Below are 17634 nucleotides of genomic sequence, written 5' to 3'. Positions count from 1 at the left end.
AAAGTCCCGTCTGCCTGGCGGCGTCTGGCACGCACGCTCGCGGCGTTGTCGGGATCGCCCCGATACCACCAGTATCGGGGCGACCCTCCGCCTTGCGATCGCACGCACCAGACGCCGCCAGGCCCGCCCTGCGGGCGGACGACGCTACTTTCGAAACACGCCCTAGCGCCCTTTCGGAGCAGTGTTCGAGGCGGTCCTGACGGAAGGGCTCGCGCGAAGTTACGCTGCGCGGACGGCTGTTGACTGGAGGTACGAATGCGTCGCGCTGTCGCACGTCATCTGACGCTATTGGCGGTCGGAGGGGTATTGGTGTCGGTCGGTGCCGCCACGCCCCCTTCGCCCGCGCGTTCGGCGGAACACACCCCGGCGGCCCCGAAGAAGGCGCCCGTCGCCGTCGGGTACGGGGGCGCGGTCGCCAGTGTCGACCCGGACGCCTCGGCCGCCGGCATCGAGGTCCTGCGCAAGGGCGGCAACGCCGTGGACGCGGCCGTCGCCACCGCCGCCGCGCTCGGCGTCACCGAGCCGTACTCGGCGGGGGTCGGCGGTGGTGGGTACTTCGTCCACTACGACGCCGGGACCCGCAAGGTGAGCACCATCGACGGCCGCGAGACGGCCCCGCGTACCGCCGACTCCGGGCTGTTCCTGGAGAACGGCAGGCCGATCCCCTTCGCGGACGCGGTCACCAGCGGCCTCGGCGTCGGTACGCCGGGCACCCCCGCCACCTGGCAGTCGGCGCTGGACGCCTGGGGCACCGAGAAGCTCGGCACGCTCCTGAAGCCCGCCGAGCGCCTCGCGCGCGACGGCTTCGAGGTCGACGCGACCTTCCGTGCGCAGACCGAGGCGAACGAGAAGCGGTTCAGGGATTTTCCCGCCTCGGCGAAGCTGTTCCTGCCCGGCGGCAAGCTCCCGGTGGTCGGCTCCACGTTCAAGAACCCCGACCTGGCCCGTACGTACGCGGAGTTGGGCCGCAAGGGCGTGGGCGCCCTGTACCACGGCGAGCTCGCCAAGGACTTCGTGCGCACCGTCAACAAGCCGCCCGTGGACCCGGCGTCCGGCCGCGTCGTGCGCCCCGGCGACCTCTCCCTTCGGGACCTCGCCTCGTACGGCGTGAAGCGGCAGAAGCCCACCAGGACCACCTACCGCGGGCTGGACGTCTACTCCATGGCGCCCTCGTCCTCCGGGGGCACGACCGTCGGTGAGGCGCTGAACATCCTGGAGCGCACCGACCTGTCGAAGGCCTCCAAGAAGAAGTACCTGCACCGATACATCGAGGCCAGCCGCGTCGCGTTCGCCGACCGGGGCCGCTGGGTCGGCGACCCCGCCTTCGAGGACGTACCGGCGAAGGAACTCCTCTCGCAGCGGTTCGCCGACAGCCGTGAGTGCCTCATCAAGGACGACGCGGTGCTCAAGAGCCCGCTGGCGCCCGGCGACCCGCGCCGGCCCCGCGCGTGCGCGACGGCGGACAAGGCGGCCCCCACGACGTACGAGGGCGAGAACACCACGCACCTCACGGTGGCCGACAAGTGGGGCGACGTCGTCGCCTACACCCTCACCATCGAGTCGACGGGCGGCAGCGGCATCACGGTGCCGGGGCGCGGCTTCCTGCTCAACAACGAACTGACGGACTTCTCCTTCGCGCCCGCCGACCCGGCGGTGCACGACCCGAACCTGCCGGGCCCGGGCAAGCGCCCGCGCTCCTCGATCGCGCCGACCATCGTGCTGAAGAACGGCCGGCCGGTGGTGGCGCTCGGCTCGCCGGGCGGCGCGACGATCATCACGACCGTGTTGCAGACCCTGACCGGCTTCGTGGACCGGGGCCTGCCCCTGGTCGAGGCGATCGCCGCGCCGCGCGCGAGCCAGCGCAACGCCGCGCAGACCGAGCTGGAACCGGGCCTGTGGGACAGCGGGCTGCGCACCTCCCTGGAGGCGCTCGGCCACTCCTTCAAGCGCAACCCCGAGATCGGGGCGGCGACGGGCGTGCAGCGGCTGCCCGGCGGGAAGTGGCTGGCGGCGGCAGAGAAGGAGCGCAGGGGCGGCGGCTCGGCGATGGTGGTCCACCCCTCCGAGTGACCGCCGCGCGCGGGGGCCTCGCACGGTCAGGGCCCTCGGTAGCAGGGCCCTCGGGCCCCGGCGCACGGCCCTCGGGCCCCGGCGCGGGGCCCTGGGCGCACGGCCTCCGGCGCCGGGCCCCGACGCGCGGCCCTCGGCGTACAGCCCTCGGCGGTAGGGCCCTGAGCCCTCGGCGCCCGGCGCCCGGCGCGCGGCCCTCGGCGTACGCCCCGGGGTCACAGGGCCGTGAGGATCCTTGGGCCGGTCTCGGTGATCGCGACGGTGTGTTCGGCGTGGGCCGCGCGGCTGCCGTCGTTCGTGCGCAGCGTCCAGCCGTCCGGCGCCGGGTGGTAGTCGTCGCCGCCGCCCGCGATCACCATCGGCTCGATGGCCAGCGCCATGCCGGGCCGCAGTGGCATGCCGCGGCCGGGGCGGCCCTCGTTCGGCACGCCCGGGTCCTCGTGCATGCGCCGCCCGATGCCGTGCCCGCCGAACCCTTCGGGGATGCCGTACCCCGCCGCGCGGCAGACGGTGCCGATGGCGTGCGCGATGTCACCGATGCGGTTGCCGACCACCGCCGCGGCGATGCCCGCCGCCAGAGCGCGCTCCGCCGTGTCGATGAGGCGCAGGTCCTCCGGGCGCGGGGTCCCCACCGTGAAGCTGATCGCCGAGTCGCCGGCCCAGCCGCCGAGCTGCGCACCGAAGTCGGCGGAGACCAGGTCGCCGTCGCGCAGCCGGTACGCCGTCGGGACGCCGTGCACGATCGCGTCGTTCACCGAGGTGCACAGGACGGCGGGGAAGGGGACCGGCGCGAAGTCCGGGCGGTAGCCGAGGAAGGGCGAGGAGGCGCCGGCCTCGCGGAGCACGGCGTGCGCGGTCGCGTCGAGGTCGAGCAGGGACACGCCGACCGCGGCGGCCTCCCGGACCGCCGTCAGGGCCTGTGCCACGACGCGGCCCGCCTCACGCATCGCGTCGATCGATTGTTCCGTCTTGAGTTCCACCATGCCCATTACTATACCGGTATTTAAATGGGGGCCGTACGATGGCCGCATGGTGCGGACACCCTTGACCCCCGAAGAGCGCGAGCGCGGCGAGCGGCTCGGACGGCTGCTGCGGGACGCGCGGGGCGCGCGAAGCATGGTCTCCGTGGCCGCGGAGGCGGGACTCTCCGCGGAGACCCTGCGGAAGATCGAGACGGGACGGGCGCCGACGCCGGCGCTGTTCACCGTGGCGGCGCTGGCCACCGTGCTGGGGCTCTCGCTGGACGAGCTGGTCGTACGGTGCGAGCCGGCGCCGGCGTGACGACTCCCCGGCGCGCCTCGCTCCCGGTGGTCCCCGTAGGCCCTCTGGGCCCCGAGGGGCGTGAGAACTATCATGGAAAACTGCGTGTAGCCGTCCCGTGACACGGCAGGTGTTATCTTCCGGACCGGAAGACTCCAGGTCTCCACGGGGCGGTGCTGAACTGATGACAGTGGGACAACTCCCGGACCAGGTGGGGGAGTTCGCGAGGTACTTGCGGGAGCTGGTGGGGCGGCTCGACCAGTCCACCGGCTGGTGCGGCGTGTTCTGGCACCGGGACCCGGACGGCATGCGGGCCTGCCTGGAGGGCACGGAAGTGCCGCCCTGGGACGTGGTGCAGGCGCTGCTCCACGACCTCGCGGCGGACCGGGGCACCCCCGAGGACCAGCGGGAGACCGACCGGGCCCGCGTCCTGCACCGCGCGTCGCTCACCGCGTACGACACCCGGCCCGGCGCCCGCGACCTGCTCCGCGCCCGGCTCGACGCGATGCTCGGGGAGCAGCGGCTCGCCCTGGAACGCCAGGCGGACCTGAGCCGGCAACTTGCCGAGGCCACCGGCCCCGAAGAGGCCGACCGCGTCAACCTCGACCTGGCGTGGGTGCGGGACGACCACGAACGGGCGACCGCCCGCTGCGTGGAACTCCAGGAGCGGCTGGCCCGCCTGGACGCGGCGGAACGCTCCGCGTGGCACGCCCCCGGCCTCTCCTCGGGCGAGGACCGCGCCTCGCACCTCCACGGACTGCGCCCCGGCCTTCGCCCGGAGGACGCCGCCGCGCGGGCCCACCAGGGGTCCCCCGGCCCGGCCTCGGGGCACGACTGGGCAGCTGCCCAGGTTCCCTCGGACGACGCGCAGGCCACCGACCTCCCCCCGGGTGAGGAGGGGATCGCCCAGACCCTCCTGCGCCTGCGCCACGAGGGCCGCACCGGCGAGGCGCACGCCGTCCTCGCGGAGGCGGCGGCCTGGCCCGCGGCCGACCTGCCCCCACTCGCCGAGGAACTGGACCGCGCAGGCCTCGCCGCCGACTGGGCGACCCTCCTGTGGGAGGCAGCCTCGCTCCCGCCCGACCGGCTGGTCGCCCTCGCGGACGCGCTCGCCGGCGCGGGCCGCGCCGACGACTGCCGCACGCTGCTGCGCCAGGGCGTGACCCGTCCCGCCCCCGAGATAGCCGAGGCGCTCCTCGCGCTGATCGACGCGGGCCGTGAGCGCGAGGCCCGCGCGCTCCTCGACTCCTACGTCCGCGTCCGCACCCCCGAGGACGCGGCCCGCTGCGCGCTCACCGACCCCGAGCGCCTCGTGCCGCTGCTCCTGGAGACGGCCCGCGCGGTCTCCGAGGCGCACCACTGGGACCTCCTGCACGCCCTGCGCGTGGCGGGGTTCACCGCCTGACGTCCGCGCCCGTCTCGTCCGCATGGGTACGAAACGTGATCGACTCCGCCGGTCGGTGACGATGGTCTTGCTCAGCCCGTCACCACGGGCATACGTTCTCCTGACCCACGTAGCGAGTCTACGGGCGTAGAAGCTCTCTGACATCTTCTCAAGGCCGGGAGGACACGTCCTCCCGGGGCAGTGAAGGAGCAGCTCATGGCCAGCGTCGTACGCGCCGCACTAGTCCAGGCGACCTGGACGGGCGACACCGAATCCATGATCGCCAAACATGAGGAGCACGCCCGCGAGGCGGCCCGCCGGGGCGCGCGGGTCATCGGGTTCCAAGAGGTCTTCAACGCCCCCTACTTCTGCCAGGTCCAGGAGCCCGAGCACTACCGCTGGGCCGAGCCCGTGCCGGACGGCCCCACCGTCACCCGCATGAAGGCGCTCGCCCGTGAGACCGGCATGGTGATCGTCGTCCCGGTCTTCGAGGTCGAGCAGTCCGGGTTCTACTACAACACCGCCGCCGTGATCGACGCCGACGGCGACTACCTCGGCAAGTACCGCAAGCACCACATCCCCCAGGTCAAGGGGTTCTGGGAGAAGTACTACTTCAAGCCGGGCAACCTCGGCTGGCCCGTCTTCGACACCGCCGTCGGCAAGGTCGGCGTCTACATCTGCTACGACCGCCACTTCCCCGAGGGTTGGCGCCAACTCGGCCTGAACGGCGCGCAGATCGTCTACAACCCCTCCGCCACCCACCGCGGTCTCTCCGCGCACCTGTGGCAGCTGGAGCAGCCCGCGGCGGCCGTCGCCAACGAGTACTTCGTCGCCGCCATCAACCGCGTGGGCCAGGAGGAGTACGGCGACAACGACTTCTACGGAACCTCCTACTTCGTCGACCCGCGCGGCCGGTTCGTCGGGGAACCCGCGAGCGACAAGGCGGAGGAACTCCTGATCAGGGACCTCGACCTCGGGCTCATCGAAGAGGTGCGCCAACAGTGGGCGTTCTACCGGGACCGACGCCCCGACGCCTATGAAGGGCTGGTACGGCCGTGAGTGAACTGTACGACCGCCACCGGGCGGTGCTGCCCGAGTGGCTCGCGCTCTACTACCAGCGGCCCCTCGAACTGACCCACGGCGAGGGCCGCCACGTCTGGGGCGCCGACGGCAGGAAGTACCTCGACTTCTTCGGCGGCATCCTCACCACCATGACCGCGCACGCCCTGCCCGAGGTCACCAAGGCGGTGAGCGAGCAGGCGAGCCGGCTCATCCACTCCTCGACGCTCTACCTGAACCGGCCGATGGTCGAACTCGCCGAGCGCATCGCGGCGCTGTCCGGCATCCCCGACGCCCGCGTCTTCTTCACGACCTCCGGCACCGAGGCCAACGACGCGGCCCTGCTGCTCGCCACCGCCCACCGCCGCTCCAACCAGATCCTGGCGATGCGCAACAGCTACCACGGGCGCTCGTTCACGTCCGTCGGCATCACCGGCAACCAGTCGTGGTCCCCGACCAGCCTCTCGCCGCTCCAGACGCTGTACGTGCACGGGGGCGTCCGCAGCCGGGGGCCCTACGCCGGTCTGCGTGACGCCGAGTTCACCGCGGCCTGCGTCGCCGACCTGCGGGACATGCTCGGGCAGGCGCGCGGGGGAGCGGCGGCGCTGATCGCCGAGCCGATCCAGGGCGTGGGCGGTTTCACCTCGCCCCCCGACGGGCTGTACGCGGCGTTCCGCGAGGTCCTGGCCGAGCACGGCGTCCTGTGGATCTCCGACGAGGTGCAGACCGGCTGGGGCCGCACGGGCGAGCACTTCTGGGGCTGGCAGGCCCACGCGGCAAGCGGCCCGCCGGACATGCTGACCTTCGCCAAGGGCATCGGCAACGGCATGTCGATCGGCGGTGTCGTCGCCCGGGCCGAGGTCATGAACTGTCTGGACGCCAACTCCATCTCGACGTTCGGCGGCTCCCCGGTCACCATGGCGGCGGGCCTCGCCAACCTCACGTACCTCCTGGAGCACGACCTCCAGGGCAACGCGCGACGCGTCGGCGGCCTGCTGATCGAGCGGGTACGGGCGATCTGCGCCCAGCTGCCCGTCGTACGCGAGGTGCGCGGGCGCGGCCTGATGATCGGCATCGAACTGGTCGAGCCCGGCACCGACCGGCCCAACCAGCGGGCGGCCGCCGCCGTCCTCGAGGCGGCCCGCGAGGGCGGTCTGCTCATCGGCAAGGGAGGCGGCCACAACACCAGCGTGCTGCGCGTCGCCCCACCCCTGTCGCTGACCGTCGCGGAGGCGGAAGAGGGCGCCGCGCTCCTCGAACAAGCCCTGCACAGCGCCTAGGGCATGTTTCGAAAGTCCCGTCTGCCTGGCGACGCCTGGCACGCACGCTCGCCGCGTTGTCGGGATCGCACGCACCAGACGCCGCCAGGCCCGCCCTGCGGGCGGACGACGCTACTTTCGAAACACGCCCTAGTTCATCTCGCCGCCCGGCCGCCGGAGCCCGCCGGCCGACCGTGCTCTTCGTCGGACACGACGTGAAGGGACTGCTCGCCCATGACTCGGACTCTCATCACCGGCGGCCTGGTGATCACCGCCGGCGAGGAAGTGCACGCGGACGTGCTGGTCGAGCACGGCCGGGTGGTGGCCATGGCGCTGCCGGGAAGTCAGCGGTGGACCGCCGACCGGGTCATCGACGCCGCGCAGAAGTACGTGATCCCGGGCGGTGTCGACGCGCACACGCACATGGAGCTGCCCTTCGGCGGAACGTTCGCGTCGGACTCGTTCGAGACGGGCACGAGGGCGGCCGCCTGGGGCGGCACCACCACCATCGTCGACTTCGCCGTCCAGAGCGTGGGGCGCAGCCCGCGCGAGGGGCTCGACGCCTGGTTCGCCAAGGCCGACGGCAAGTGCGCCATCGACTACGCCTTCCACATGATCCTCTCCGACGTCGACGAGCGGTCGCTCAAGGAGATGGACCGCCTCGTGGAGGAAGGCGTCACCTCGTTCAAGCTGTTCATGGCGTATCCGGGGGTCTTCTACTCGGACGACGGCCAGATCCTGCGGGCCATGCAGCGGGCGTCGGTGAACGGCGGGCTGATCATGATGCACGCCGAGAACGGCATCGCCATCGACGTCCTGGTCGAGCAGGCGCTGGCCCGCGGCGAGCGAGACCCCCGCCACCACGGCGAGGTGCGCAAGGTGCTGCTCGAGGCGGAGGCCACGCACCGCGCGATCCAGCTCGCCCGGGTCGCCGGGGCCCCGCTGTACGTCGTCCACGTCTCCGCCGAGGAGGCCGTCGCCGAGATCGCCGCCGCCCGCGACAAGGGCCTGGACGTCTTCGGCGAGACCTGCCCCCAGTACCTCTTCCTGTCCACCGACAACCTCGCCGAGCCCGGCTTCGAGGGCGCCAAGTACGTGTGCAGCACGCCGCTGAGGCCGCGCGAGCACCAGGCGGCCCTGTGGCGGGGCCTGCGCACCAACGACCTCCAGGTGGTCTCCACCGACCACTGCCCCTTCTGCTTCACCGGCCAGAAAGAGCTGGGACGAGGCGACTTCTCCAAGATCCCCAACGGTCTGCCGGGGGTGGAGAACCGCATGGACCTGCTGCACCAGGCCGTCGTCGACGGGCACATCGACCGCCGCCGGTGGATGGAGATCGCCTGCGCCGCCCCGGCCCGGATGTTCGGCCTCCACCCCAAGAAGGGCACCATCGCCCCGGGCTCCGACGCCGACATCGTGATCTACGACCCGCATGCCGAACAGGTCATCTCCGCCGAGACCCATCACATGAACGTGGACTACTCGGCGTACGAGGGCAGGCGGGTCATGGGGCAGGTGGAGACGGTCCTCTCGCGCGGCGAGGTCGTCATCGACCGCCGCACCTACACCGGACGGGCCGGGCACGGCGTGTACACGCCGCGCTCCACCTGTCAGTACGTGGGCTGATTGGCAGGGGCTGATCAGTAGGTGGGCCGAACCTCCTGGGGGAGCAGGCACTCGATCAGGTAGTCGCCGGTGTCGGGGTCGACCGTCACGCCGTGGGTCTCGCTGCGAAAGCCCGGGAAGCGGCGGTCGAACGTCTCCAGGGCGGTGAGATAGCGCAGCAGCGCACCGCCCTGGTCGCCGACGCTCTCGCCCGGCATCAGCACCGGGATGCCGGGCGGGGTGACGGTGACCATGGCGGCGGCGACCCGGTGCGCCGCGTCGGCCAGCCGGACGCGTTCGGTGCCGCCGCGGACGAGCCGCTGGTAGCACCACTGCGGCGGGGCGACGGGCTCGGGCAGCTGCTGGAAGGCGTCGTCCAGCAGGGCGACCAGGCGGGCCGAGCGCAGCTGGTCGTGCATCTCCTGGCACAGCCCGCGCAGGGTCAGGCCCGCGTACCGGCGCCCGTGTGCGGCGACGAGGTCCGGCAGCACCCGGTCGAGCGGGGTGTCCTCGTCGTGGAGGGCCTTGAAGTCCATCAGGGCGTCGAGCAGCGTGCCCCACTTGCCCTTGGTGATGCCCATGGAGAACAGGACCAGGGTGGTGTAGCTGTCCGTCTTCTCCACGACGATGTCGCGCTGGGCGAGGTAGGCGGTGAGCACCCGGGCGGGGATGCCCCAGTCGCCCATGCGGCCGGTGGCGTCGATCCCCGGGCAGGTCAGGGTGACCTTGATGGGGTCGAGCAGGCAGTAGCCGTCGGTCAGGCCCGGGAAGCCGTGCCAGTCCGCGCCCGGTTCGAGCCGCCAGCAGGCGGGTTCGGTGCGCAGCAGGTCGGCCGGGGCCTCGTCGAAGGGCATCGGGGCGCCGCCGGCCGGATCCGTCACCGTCCCGGGCTGCCACACGCCGAAGAACCAGGGCGGCCGGTCCCCGGCGGCCTGGATCCGGCGGCCGATGCGCACCATCTCCTGACGGAAGCGGACCGCCTCGCTCACCGCCTCGTCGACCAGCCAGTGCCCCTGCGCCCCGTCCATCATCGCGGTGGCCACGTCCAGGGAGGCGATCATCGGGTAGAGCGGCGAGGTCGTGCCGTGCATCATCAGGGCCTCGTTGAACCGGTCGTGCTCCACGGGCGCCCGGGGCGCGGGCCTGACGTGCACCATCGCGCCCTGCGAGAGCGCCGCCAGCAGCTTGTGCGTGGACTGGGTGGCGAAGACGGTGGGCCGGTCGGGGCCGGGGAAGCTCTCCTGGTCCACCGACATGCCGTACCGCCCGGCGTACAGCGGGTGGAAGCGGGCGTGGGCGAACCACGCCTCGTCGAAGTGCAGCCGGGGCGTGCTGGCGGCGAAGGCTTTGGCGGCCGTGGCGGCGTCGTAACACAGGCCGTCGTAGGTGGAGTTGGTGAACACCGCGTACTGGCAGTCCGGGGTCCGCAGGTCGCGGGTGAGGGGGTTCGTGGCGATCCGCGCGGCCACGGAGCCGGCGGCGATCTCGGCCGGGGGCAGTGGCCCGGCCAGACCGTAGCCGTTGCGTGTGGGGATCAGGAAGACCGGCCGGGCGCCGGAGACGACGAGGCCGTGCAGCACGGACTTGTGGCAGTTGCGGTCGACCAGCGCGACCTCGTCGCGGGTGACGCTGAAGTGGCCGACCAGGCGGTTGCACGTGGAGTCGCCGTGCAGCACGAAGTAGGTGAGGTCGGAGCCGAACACGCGGGCCGCGTTGCGCTCGGCCTCGCCGATCGGGCCGGTGTGTTCGAACAGCGACCCCAGCTCCTCCACCGAGATCGACAGGTCGCTGCGCAGGAGGCGTTCGCCGAAGTAGTCGTGGAAGGCCCGCCCCACCGGTGACTTCAGGAAGGCGACGCCGCCGGAGTGCGCCGGGGTGTGCCAGGAGTACTCGTGCGCGTCGTCGAAGTGGCGCATCGCCTTGAAGAACGGCGGCAGGAGCGCTTCCCGGTAGGCGCGGGCGGCGGTCGCGATCCGCCCGGCGACAAAGCCCGGGGTGTCCTCCAGCGGCCACACGTAGCCGACCACGGTCTGCGAGACCCACAGCGGCAGCTCACGCAGGCCCTCGTCCGCCATGACGAGGAAGACCGGCAGACCGGTGAAGCGCCGGCCGATGCGCCGCAGCACCTCGGCGCCACCGGTGGCCCCGTCCCCGCCGAGGCCGTCCGTGCCGGGCCCCGCGGGCAGGTCCCAGGCCACCAGCGCGGCGGCGAGACCCGCCTCGGTCCGGAGCACCGCCTCGGCGTCCCGGGCACCGGCCACCCGGCGCACGTCGAAACCCTGGGACGCGAGCGCGTCACGGACCCGGGCCAGCTGGCCCACGCCCGCGCCGTCGTCCCGGGAATGCTCGGGCACGGCGACGAGAACCACGTTGTCCGACATGGTGCCCCTCTTTTCCGGGCGTACGGCGACGCCCCGCCCAGTCTCCGCGGCCCGCGACGCGGCGGCTCGCCGGGCGGGGGCCAAATGACCCCAATGGAGGGAAAGACGGCCCACGACCGGCCGACCGGGGTCAGGCGGAGGGGGGCCATTCGGAGGCGAGGACCGCCCAGTTCTGCGTGTCGTGGCGCGTGCCCTCGTAGGGCCAGGACTCGCGCTGGACCCCTTCCAGCGTCATGCCAAGGCGCTCGGCGACCGCCGCGCTGCGGGCGTTGTCGCCGCGGCAGCACCACTCGGCGCGGTGCAGGCCGCGCTCGGTGAACGCCCACTCCAGCAGGGCGCGGCACGCCTGCGTGACCAGGCCGCGGCCCTCGGCGGCCGGTTCCAGCCAGCAGCCCACCTCGCAGGTGCCGGCCGCCGCGTCGAAGGACACGAACAACACGCCGCCGACCAGGGTGCCCTCCAGCCAGATGCCGTAGAGGCGGGCGCCGTCGGCGGCCTGCCCCTCGGCGTACCGGCGCAGGGTGGCCCGGGCGCCGTCCACGCCGGTGGCCACGAAGGCGCTCCCCACCCAGGGCCGGATGTGCTCGCGCGCCCGGTCCAGGTGGGCGGCGAACTCCTCGGCGTGCCATATCTCCAAAGGGCGCAGGCGGGCGTCGCCCCGCAGCGGGAGGGAGAACATCGGGACCCCATTCACACAACAAGCGTTACGGTTATGTACCGTAGCAGCATGCCACGTACCAAGGGCGATCACGAGGCCCGCCGCCGCGACGTCTCCGAGGCGGTGTGGCGGGTGCTGGCCGCGCACGGCTTCGGCGGGCTGACGATGCGCGCCGTCGCCGCCGAACTCGGCGCGAGCACCGGCCTGCTCACCCACTACTTCCGCACCAAGCGCGACCTGGTCGCCCACGCCCTGGACCTGCTGGACCGGCGCACCGCCGCCCGCCCCCGGCGTACGGCGGGGGAGGGTCTGGCCGCCGTACGGGCCGCGCTCCTCGACATCCTGCCGCTGACGGACGCGGCCACCGACAGCAACCGCGTCTGGGTCTCCTCCTGGGACACCGCGCTCGCCGACCCCGAGCTGAGCGCCGGCCACGCCCGCAGGTACGCGCGGGGCCGCGAGAGGCTGCGCGACCTTGTCGAGCAGGCCCAGCGGCTTGGTGAACTGGCCCCCGGGGACCCGGCGAGCGTCGCCGCCGGCGCCCAGGCGTTCGTGCTCGGCCTGGTGGTGCAGTCGCTGCTCGACCCCCCGGCGTTCCCGCCGTCCCGACAGGTCGAACTCCTCGACGCGCACCTGGCCGCGCTCACGGTCGCGCACGGCGTCCCGCCGGGCGGGCGACCCGGCGGCTGACCCCGGCGAGGTCCTCTTGCCAAGGCCTGGGGGGAAGTCCACGATTGTCCCTTCCCGGATCACCCGGGGAGATCGGTTCGGTACGTGGGCCAGTGCCCCGACCAGGAGGTCCCGCCGTGGATTTCGGACTTGTGCTGCAGACCGACCCGCCCGCCTCCACCGTCGTCGGGCTCATGCGGCGGGCGGAGCGCAACGGCTTCCGCTACGGCTGGACCTTCGACTCCGCGGTGCTGTGGCAGGAGCCCTTCGTCATCCACAGCCGCATCCTCGAACACACCACGCGGCTCACGGTGGGCCCCATGGTCACCAACCCGGGCACCAGGACCTGGGAGGTGACCGCCTCCACCTTCGCCACGCTCAACGACATGTACGGCAACCGCACCGTCTGCGGCATCGGGCGGGGCGACTCCGCGATGCGCGTCGCGGGCCGCCGGCCCAACACGCTGGCCCGGCTCGGCGAGGCGATCGACGTCATCCGCGACCTCGCCGAGGGCCGCGAGGCGGACGTCGAGGGGCACCCGTTGCGGCTGCCCTGGGTGCGGGACGGGCGGCTGCCGGTGTGGATGGCGGCGTACGGCCCGAAGGCGCTCGCGCTCGCCGGCCGGAAGGCGGACGGGTTCATCCTCCAGCTCGCCGATCCCTATCTGACCGAGTACATGGTCAAGGCGGTGCGCGACGCGGCGGCCGAGGCGGGGCGCGAGCCGGCCGACGTGAAGATCTGCGTCGCCGCCCCGGCGTACGTGGGCGACGACCTCGCGCACGCCCGCGAGCAGTGCCGCTGGTTCGGCGGCATGGTCGGCAACCACGTCGCCGACCTCGTCGCCAGGTACGGCGAGCACTCCTCGCTCGTGCCGGAGGCCCTCACCGCGTACATCAAGGCGCGGCAGGGCTACGACTACAGCCACCACGGGCGGGCCGGGAACCCCGACACCGCGTTCGTGCCCGACGAGATCGTCGACCGGTTCTGCCTCCTCGGCCCCGTCGAGGCGCACCGCGAACGGCTGCGGGAGCTGCGGGAGTTGGGCGTCGACCAGTTCGCGGTGTACGCGATGCACGACGCCCGGGAGGACGTCATCGACGCCTACGGCACCTCGCTCATCCCCGAGTTCACCTGAGCGGCGCGTCGGGTGAACCCGGGGATGAGGGCGGCACTCCGGGTGAGCGGGGCGCGTTTGGACCTCCGCCGTGCGTCCGCCACTTCTCGTCGATCCTGCGCATCAGCGGCGGGTACACCAGCCAGTGCCGGAACGGGGCGATGGCCGCCATGTAGGCCCTCCCGAAGAGCCCGTTGGGCTTCACCAGGACGGCCATCTGACCCCGGTGGCCACCGGAGCCGTCCGGCACCCACGTCAGGTGCATCACCGCGTGCACGGTGCGGTTGCCCATCTCGGACGCCCACTCGTCGTCCGTCAGGAAGACCGGCCTGAAGGGCAGCGTCGTGAACTTCGGGCCGGTCGGGCCCTCGCGCAGGTCCCGCGGGAGCCGGTCGCGCAGCGTCGGCACGCGCGTGCCGACGCCGGTGGCCGGGTCGTCCCAGCCGAACAGCTCGCCGAGCTTCCAGCGGATCTTGAAGAGGGCGCGGGCCACCGGGGAGGGGCTGTCCGAGGTGTCGCCGTCGACGGTGTCCTGGATCAGCAGCGGAAAGTCGCCGGGGCCGCCGGGCGTCGGCAGCGCCCACACGTCGTAGAGGCGGAAGTCGGGGGCTATCTCGTGGATCCGCCACGGCCGGGACGTGTGCGCGCTCTTCGGGAGCTTCATGACGGTGCCTCCGTCTGGTCGGTCGGCCGCCCGGCGGGGCGGTGCGACAAGGGGTCGAGCCCGAGGACGCCCGCGACGGCGCGGACGGTGAGCAGCTCGTCGTGCGGTTCCTGGCCGGCCAGGGCGATCACCGTGCCGTCGAGCGCGCCGACGAAGGCGAGGGCGAGGGTCCGGGCCGGCGGGCCGTCGGGCAGGGCGCCGGCGCGCCGCGCGGCCTCGATGAGGCGGGTGCAGCGCGTGACGAGCTTTTCGTACGCCTGCTCGATCTCCTGGCCGACGGGGTGGTCCTGGCCGCTGAACTCCAGCCGGAGCGCGCTCGCCACCCGGGCGCCGGTGTGCCGGCAGTAGACGGCGTGGCCGCGCGCCAGGGTGAGCAGGGCCGCCACCGGGTGCGCTTCGCGCTCGACGCGCGGCGCCACCTCCTGGAGCCAGGTCTCCCCGATCCACCGGATCACGGCCAGGGTCAGGTCCTGCTTGTCCTTGAACTGGTGGTACAGGGCGCCGCGCGTATAGCCCGCGTCGCGGGCGACCTGCTCGAGCGCGAGGTTGCCGTAGCCGTAGCGCGACAGGCCTCGGGCGGCCGAGACCAGGAGCGCGCCGCGGGTGCGGGCGCGCCGCTCCGCCTGGGTGACTCTCCCTTCACCTACATCCATGTATGTATGTTACTGGGCGCGTCAACACCCGACGGGGCGGCCCCCGTTCGGCTCAGGGCACCCGGGCCGTCCATTCGGCGGTGGCGAACTTGGTCCGTACGAGATCCCGCGCGCGGGCCAGCTCCGCCTCGGTGACCTGCCCCTGGGCGAGGCCGTACCGGGAACGGAAGGAGTCGATCATGCGGTCGATGACGGCCTCACGCGGCAGACCGGTCTGCCGGCGCAGCGGGTCCACCCGCTTCTTGGCGCTCTTGGTGCCCTTGTCGGACAGCTTCTCCTTGCCGATGCGGAGCACGTCGAGCATCTTGTCCGCGTCGATGTCGTAGGACATCGTCACGTGGTGCAGGACCGCGCCCGGGCCGCCGCCCGGCGCCACCATGCGCTTCTGCGCGGCGCCCGCGATCTTCCCGGCGTCCGTCGCGATGTCGTTGAGCGGCTGGTACCACGCCTTGATGCCCATGTCGGCGAGGGCACCGAGCACCCAGTCGTCCAGATAGGCGTAACTGTCCTGGAAGGAGAGCCCCTGCACGAGGGCGTCCGGGACGGACAGGGAGTACGTGATGGTGTTGCCCGGCTCCACGAACATCGCGCCGCCGCCGGAGATGCGGCGCACGACCTCGATCCCGTGCCGGGCGGCGCCCTCCGCGTCGACCTCGTTGGCCAGCGACTGGAAACTGCCGATGATCACCGATGGGGCGCCCCACTCCCACACCCGCAGCGTCGGCGGGCGCCGCCCCGCCGCGACCTCCTGGGTCAGCACCTCGTCCAGGGCCATGTGCAGGGCGGGCGGCTGCGCCCCCTCGTGGACGAGCTGCCAGTCGTAGTCGGTCCAGTCCGTGGCGTGGGCCAGCGCCCGGCGCACGGCCACCCCGATGCCCTCCGACGTCAGGCCGTACATCACGGTGCCCTCGGGGAGCGCCGCGTCGACACGGGCGGCCAGGCCCGCGGCGTCCGTGTCGGCGGGGGCGCCGTCCAGGGCGCCGTTGATCGCCTCCAGCGCCTCGTCCGGCTCCAGGAAGAAGTCACCGGCCACACGGGTGCGCCGCAGCTCACCGCCCTCGACGTCCAGATCCACCACGACCAGTTTGCCGCCGGGGACCTTGTACTCACCGTGCACCGTGCTTCCTCCAAGCCCGCGGGGCGCCCCGCTGTTCCGCATCGTCCCTCCACGCTAGCCGAGTGCCGGAATGTCCTCCCCGACGGAAGATGGGGCAAGGACGACGCACCACGCGGTGCCGGACCGACGTCGGGACGAGGGCGAGCAGGTGGAGGAGACCGTGAGCGTGCACGCGCGAGAGGGCGCCGAAACGGGCCGGCATGTCCTGGTGACCGGGGCGACGGGGTACATCGGCGGCCGCCTGGTGCCCGAGCTGCTCGACGCCGGATACCGCGTGCGCTGCCTGGCCCGTACGCCGCAGAAACTCCGTGACCACCCCTGGGCGCCACGGGCGGAGGTCGTGAAGGGCGATGTCACCGACGCCTCCTCGCTGGCCGAGGCGCTGCGGGGCATCGACGTGGCGTACTACCTGGTGCACGCCCTCGGCACCGGCAACCGCTTCGAGGAGACCGACAGGAAGGCGGCGCGGACCTTCGCGGAACAGGCCCACGCCGCCGGCGTCCGCAGGGTCGTCTACCTCGGCGGCCTCACCCCGGCGGACGTACCGCCCGAGACGCTCTCGCCGCACCTGCGCTCCCGCGCGGAGGTCGGCGAGATCTTCCTGCGCGGGAAGGTCCCCGCGACCGTCCTGCGCGCGGCCGTCATCATCGGCTCCGGATCCGCCTCCTTCGAGATGCTGCGCCACCTCACCGAACGGCTCCCGGTGATGGTCACGCCGAGCTGGGTCGGCACCCGCGTCCAGCCCATCGCCGTGCGCGACGTCCTGCGCTACCTCGTCGGCAGCGCGCGCATGCCGTCCGACGTGAACCGCGCCTTCGACATCGGCGGCCCCGACGTCGTCACGTACGAGCAGATGATGCGCCGGTACGCGACGGTCGCCGGGCTGCCGCACCGCCTCATCGTGCGCGTGCCGATGCTCAGCCCCGGCCTCTCCAGCCTCTGGATCGGCCTCGTGACCCCCGTGCCCCGCGCCCTGGCCCGGCCCCTCGCCGAATCACTGCGGCACGAAGTGGTCTGCGACGAACACGACATCGCGCGGTACGTGCCCGACCCGCCCGGCACCCCCGTCCCCTTCGACGAGGCGCTCAGCCTCGCCCTGCGGCGCGTGAAGGAGGCGCAGGTCACCACCCGCTGGTCGTCGGCGGCGCTGCCCGGCGCGCCGAGCGACCCGCTGCCCACCGACCCCGACTGGGCGGGCGGCAGTCTCTACACCGACCACCGCCACATCACCGTCGACGCCCCGCCGGACGCCCTGTGGCGGGTCATCGAGGGCATCGGCGGCGACAACGGCTGGTACTCCTTCCCGCTGGCCTGGGCGGTGCGGGGCTGGCTGGACCGCGCGGTCGGCGGCGCCGGGCTGCGCCGCGGCCGCCGGGACGCGGCACGGCTGCGGGTCGGCGACTCCCTCGACTTCTGGCGGGTCGAGGAGATCGAACCGGGCAGGCTGCTGCGGCTGCGGGCGGAGATGCGGCTGCCCGGCCTGGCCTGGCTGGAGATGCGCGCCGACCGCGACGACGACGGCCGCACCCGCTACGGCCAGCGTGCCCTCTTCCACCCGCACGGCCTCCTCGGCCACGCCTACTGGTGGAGCGTGTCGCCCTTCCACGCGGTCGTGTTCGGCGGCATGGCCCGCAACATCGCCAAGGCCGCGTCCAAAGAGGCGCGGCGGGACGAAAGACAGGCGTCACCCTCGACGCCGCCCCCGGCCGCCGTACCGGCGCCGGACCCACAGGAGTAGCG

15 protein-coding genes are annotated in these 17634 nt (G+C 72.9%); 9 read left to right on the top strand and 6 right to left on the bottom strand.

Translation table 11 applies throughout. From position 1 onward, the window contains the following. Positions 1 to 255 precede the first annotated feature (255 nt). The gene (gene ggt / locus ACZ516_RS28245) at positions 256 to 2070 is read left to right on the top strand and encodes a gamma-glutamyltransferase (protein WP_469012217.1); all 1815 of its coding nucleotides are present in this window, start codon (positions 256 to 258) and stop codon (positions 2068 to 2070) included. A 215-nt stretch (positions 2071 to 2285) separates the two neighbouring features. Here ggt and map read toward each other — a convergent pair whose 3' ends face one another. Beyond that, the gene (gene map / locus ACZ516_RS28240) at positions 2286 to 3053 is read right to left on the bottom strand and encodes a type I methionyl aminopeptidase (RefSeq protein WP_361086151.1); all 768 of its coding nucleotides are present in this window, start codon (positions 3051 to 3053) and stop codon (positions 2286 to 2288) included. A 46-nt stretch (positions 3054 to 3099) separates the two neighbouring features. Between map and ACZ516_RS28235 the strand changes: the two genes are divergently transcribed. The 5 genes from ACZ516_RS28235 to hydA all read left to right on the top strand — a co-directional run bounded on the left by ACZ516_RS28235 (position 3100) and on the right by hydA (position 8658). Beyond that, positions 3100 to 3351, top strand: coding sequence for a helix-turn-helix domain-containing protein (locus ACZ516_RS28235; protein WP_358590449.1), 252 nt, complete (start codon positions 3100 to 3102; stop codon positions 3349 to 3351). A gap of 163 nt (positions 3352 to 3514) precedes the next feature. Further along, positions 3515 to 4735: a hypothetical protein gene (locus ACZ516_RS28230; RefSeq protein ID WP_361086155.1), complete on the top strand. Its 1221-nt coding sequence runs from the start codon at positions 3515 to 3517 to the stop codon at positions 4733 to 4735. 195 nt (positions 4736 to 4930) lie between these two features. Further along, the gene (locus ACZ516_RS28225) at positions 4931 to 5773 is read left to right on the top strand and encodes a nitrilase-related carbon-nitrogen hydrolase (RefSeq protein WP_361086158.1); all 843 of its coding nucleotides are present in this window, start codon (positions 4931 to 4933) and stop codon (positions 5771 to 5773) included. Beyond that, positions 5770 to 7053: an aspartate aminotransferase family protein gene (locus ACZ516_RS28220; RefSeq protein WP_469012212.1), complete on the top strand. Its 1284-nt coding sequence runs from the start codon at positions 5770 to 5772 to the stop codon at positions 7051 to 7053. Before ACZ516_RS28225 ends, ACZ516_RS28220 begins: the two co-directional genes overlap by 4 nt. Before the next feature lie 213 nt (positions 7054 to 7266). After that, positions 7267 to 8658: a dihydropyrimidinase gene (hydA, locus tag ACZ516_RS28215; protein WP_469012211.1), complete on the top strand. Its 1392-nt coding sequence runs from the start codon at positions 7267 to 7269 to the stop codon at positions 8656 to 8658. 14 nt (positions 8659 to 8672) lie between these two features. On the opposite strand, the gene ACZ516_RS28210 is transcribed toward hydA, so the two are convergent. Together ACZ516_RS28210 and ACZ516_RS28205 are read right to left on the bottom strand one after the other, a co-directional pair. Further along, positions 8673 to 11018, bottom strand: a complete 2346-nt coding sequence (locus ACZ516_RS28210; protein WP_469012208.1) for an Orn/Lys/Arg family decarboxylase — start codon at positions 11016 to 11018, stop codon at positions 8673 to 8675. A 130-nt stretch (positions 11019 to 11148) separates the two neighbouring features. Further along, positions 11149 to 11697, bottom strand: a complete 549-nt coding sequence (locus tag ACZ516_RS28205) for a GNAT family N-acetyltransferase (protein ID WP_361086167.1) — start codon at positions 11695 to 11697, stop codon at positions 11149 to 11151. A gap of 48 nt (positions 11698 to 11745) precedes the next feature. Between ACZ516_RS28205 and ACZ516_RS28200 the strand changes: the two genes are divergently transcribed. Both ACZ516_RS28200 and ACZ516_RS28195 read left to right on the top strand, forming a co-directional pair. Continuing rightward, a complete protein-coding gene (locus tag ACZ516_RS28200) occupies positions 11746 to 12366 on the top strand; it encodes a TetR/AcrR family transcriptional regulator (protein WP_469012207.1) in 621 nt (206 codons plus the stop codon). 116 nt (positions 12367 to 12482) lie between these two features. Further along, positions 12483 to 13481 (top strand): TIGR03842 family LLM class F420-dependent oxidoreductase, encoded by a 999-nt coding sequence (locus ACZ516_RS28195; protein ID WP_361086174.1) that lies wholly within the window; start codon positions 12483 to 12485, stop codon positions 13479 to 13481. On the opposite strand, the gene ACZ516_RS28190 is transcribed toward ACZ516_RS28195, so the two are convergent. The 3 genes from ACZ516_RS28190 to ACZ516_RS28180 are packed head-to-tail and all read right to left on the bottom strand — an operon-like array spanning position 13474 to position 15894. After that, a complete protein-coding gene (locus ACZ516_RS28190) occupies positions 13474 to 14124 on the bottom strand; it encodes a DUF2867 domain-containing protein (RefSeq protein ID WP_469012205.1) in 651 nt (216 codons plus the stop codon). The genes ACZ516_RS28195 and ACZ516_RS28190 overlap by 8 nt on opposite strands. After that, complete coding sequence (locus tag ACZ516_RS28185; protein ID WP_361086180.1) at positions 14121 to 14777, bottom strand: TetR/AcrR family transcriptional regulator; 657 nt, start codon at positions 14775 to 14777, stop codon at positions 14121 to 14123. Before ACZ516_RS28185 ends, ACZ516_RS28190 begins: the two co-directional genes overlap by 4 nt. 52 nt (positions 14778 to 14829) lie before the next feature. Further along, on the bottom strand, positions 14830 to 15894 hold the full coding sequence (locus ACZ516_RS28180) for a lipoate--protein ligase family protein (RefSeq protein ID WP_469012203.1): 1065 nt from the start codon (positions 15892 to 15894) through the stop codon (positions 14830 to 14832). Between the two features lie 160 nt (positions 15895 to 16054). Here ACZ516_RS28180 and ACZ516_RS28175 point away from each other — a divergent pair, with 160 nt between their 5' ends. Further along, positions 16055 to 17632 (top strand): SDR family oxidoreductase, encoded by a 1578-nt coding sequence (locus ACZ516_RS28175; RefSeq protein WP_469012422.1) that lies wholly within the window; start codon positions 16055 to 16057, stop codon positions 17630 to 17632. Positions 17633 to 17634 lie beyond the last annotated feature (2 nt).

The organism is Streptomyces sp. NPDC034037 (assembly GCF_055575715.1).
This window is presented reverse-complemented; position numbering and strand designations above follow the sequence as displayed.

Bases quoted from the DNA above. Each gene is read 5' to 3' on its own strand.
- ggt (WP_469012217.1), top strand. From the start codon at position 256: ATGCGTCGCGCTGTCGCACGTCATCTGACGCTATTGGCGGTCGGAGGG.
- map (WP_361086151.1), bottom strand. From the start codon at position 3,053: ATGGTGGAACTCAAGACGGAACAATCGATCGACGCGATGCGTGAGGCG.
- ACZ516_RS28235 (WP_358590449.1), top strand. From the start codon at position 3,100: ATGGTGCGGACACCCTTGACCCCCGAAGAGCGCGAGCGCGGCGAGCGG.
- ACZ516_RS28230 (WP_361086155.1), top strand. From the start codon at position 3,515: ATGACAGTGGGACAACTCCCGGACCAGGTGGGGGAGTTCGCGAGGTAC.
- ACZ516_RS28225 (WP_361086158.1), top strand. From the start codon at position 4,931: ATGGCCAGCGTCGTACGCGCCGCACTAGTCCAGGCGACCTGGACGGGC.
- hydA (WP_469012211.1), top strand. From the start codon at position 7,267: ATGACTCGGACTCTCATCACCGGCGGCCTGGTGATCACCGCCGGCGAG.
- ACZ516_RS28210 (WP_469012208.1), bottom strand. From the start codon at position 11,018: ATGTCGGACAACGTGGTTCTCGTCGCCGTGCCCGAGCATTCCCGGGAC.
- ACZ516_RS28205 (WP_361086167.1), bottom strand. From the start codon at position 11,697: ATGTTCTCCCTCCCGCTGCGGGGCGACGCCCGCCTGCGCCCTTTGGAG.
- ACZ516_RS28200 (WP_469012207.1), top strand. From the start codon at position 11,746: ATGCCACGTACCAAGGGCGATCACGAGGCCCGCCGCCGCGACGTCTCC.
- ACZ516_RS28190 (WP_469012205.1), bottom strand. From the start codon at position 14,124: ATGAAGCTCCCGAAGAGCGCGCACACGTCCCGGCCGTGGCGGATCCAC.
- ACZ516_RS28185 (WP_361086180.1), bottom strand. From the start codon at position 14,777: ATGGATGTAGGTGAAGGGAGAGTCACCCAGGCGGAGCGGCGCGCCCGC.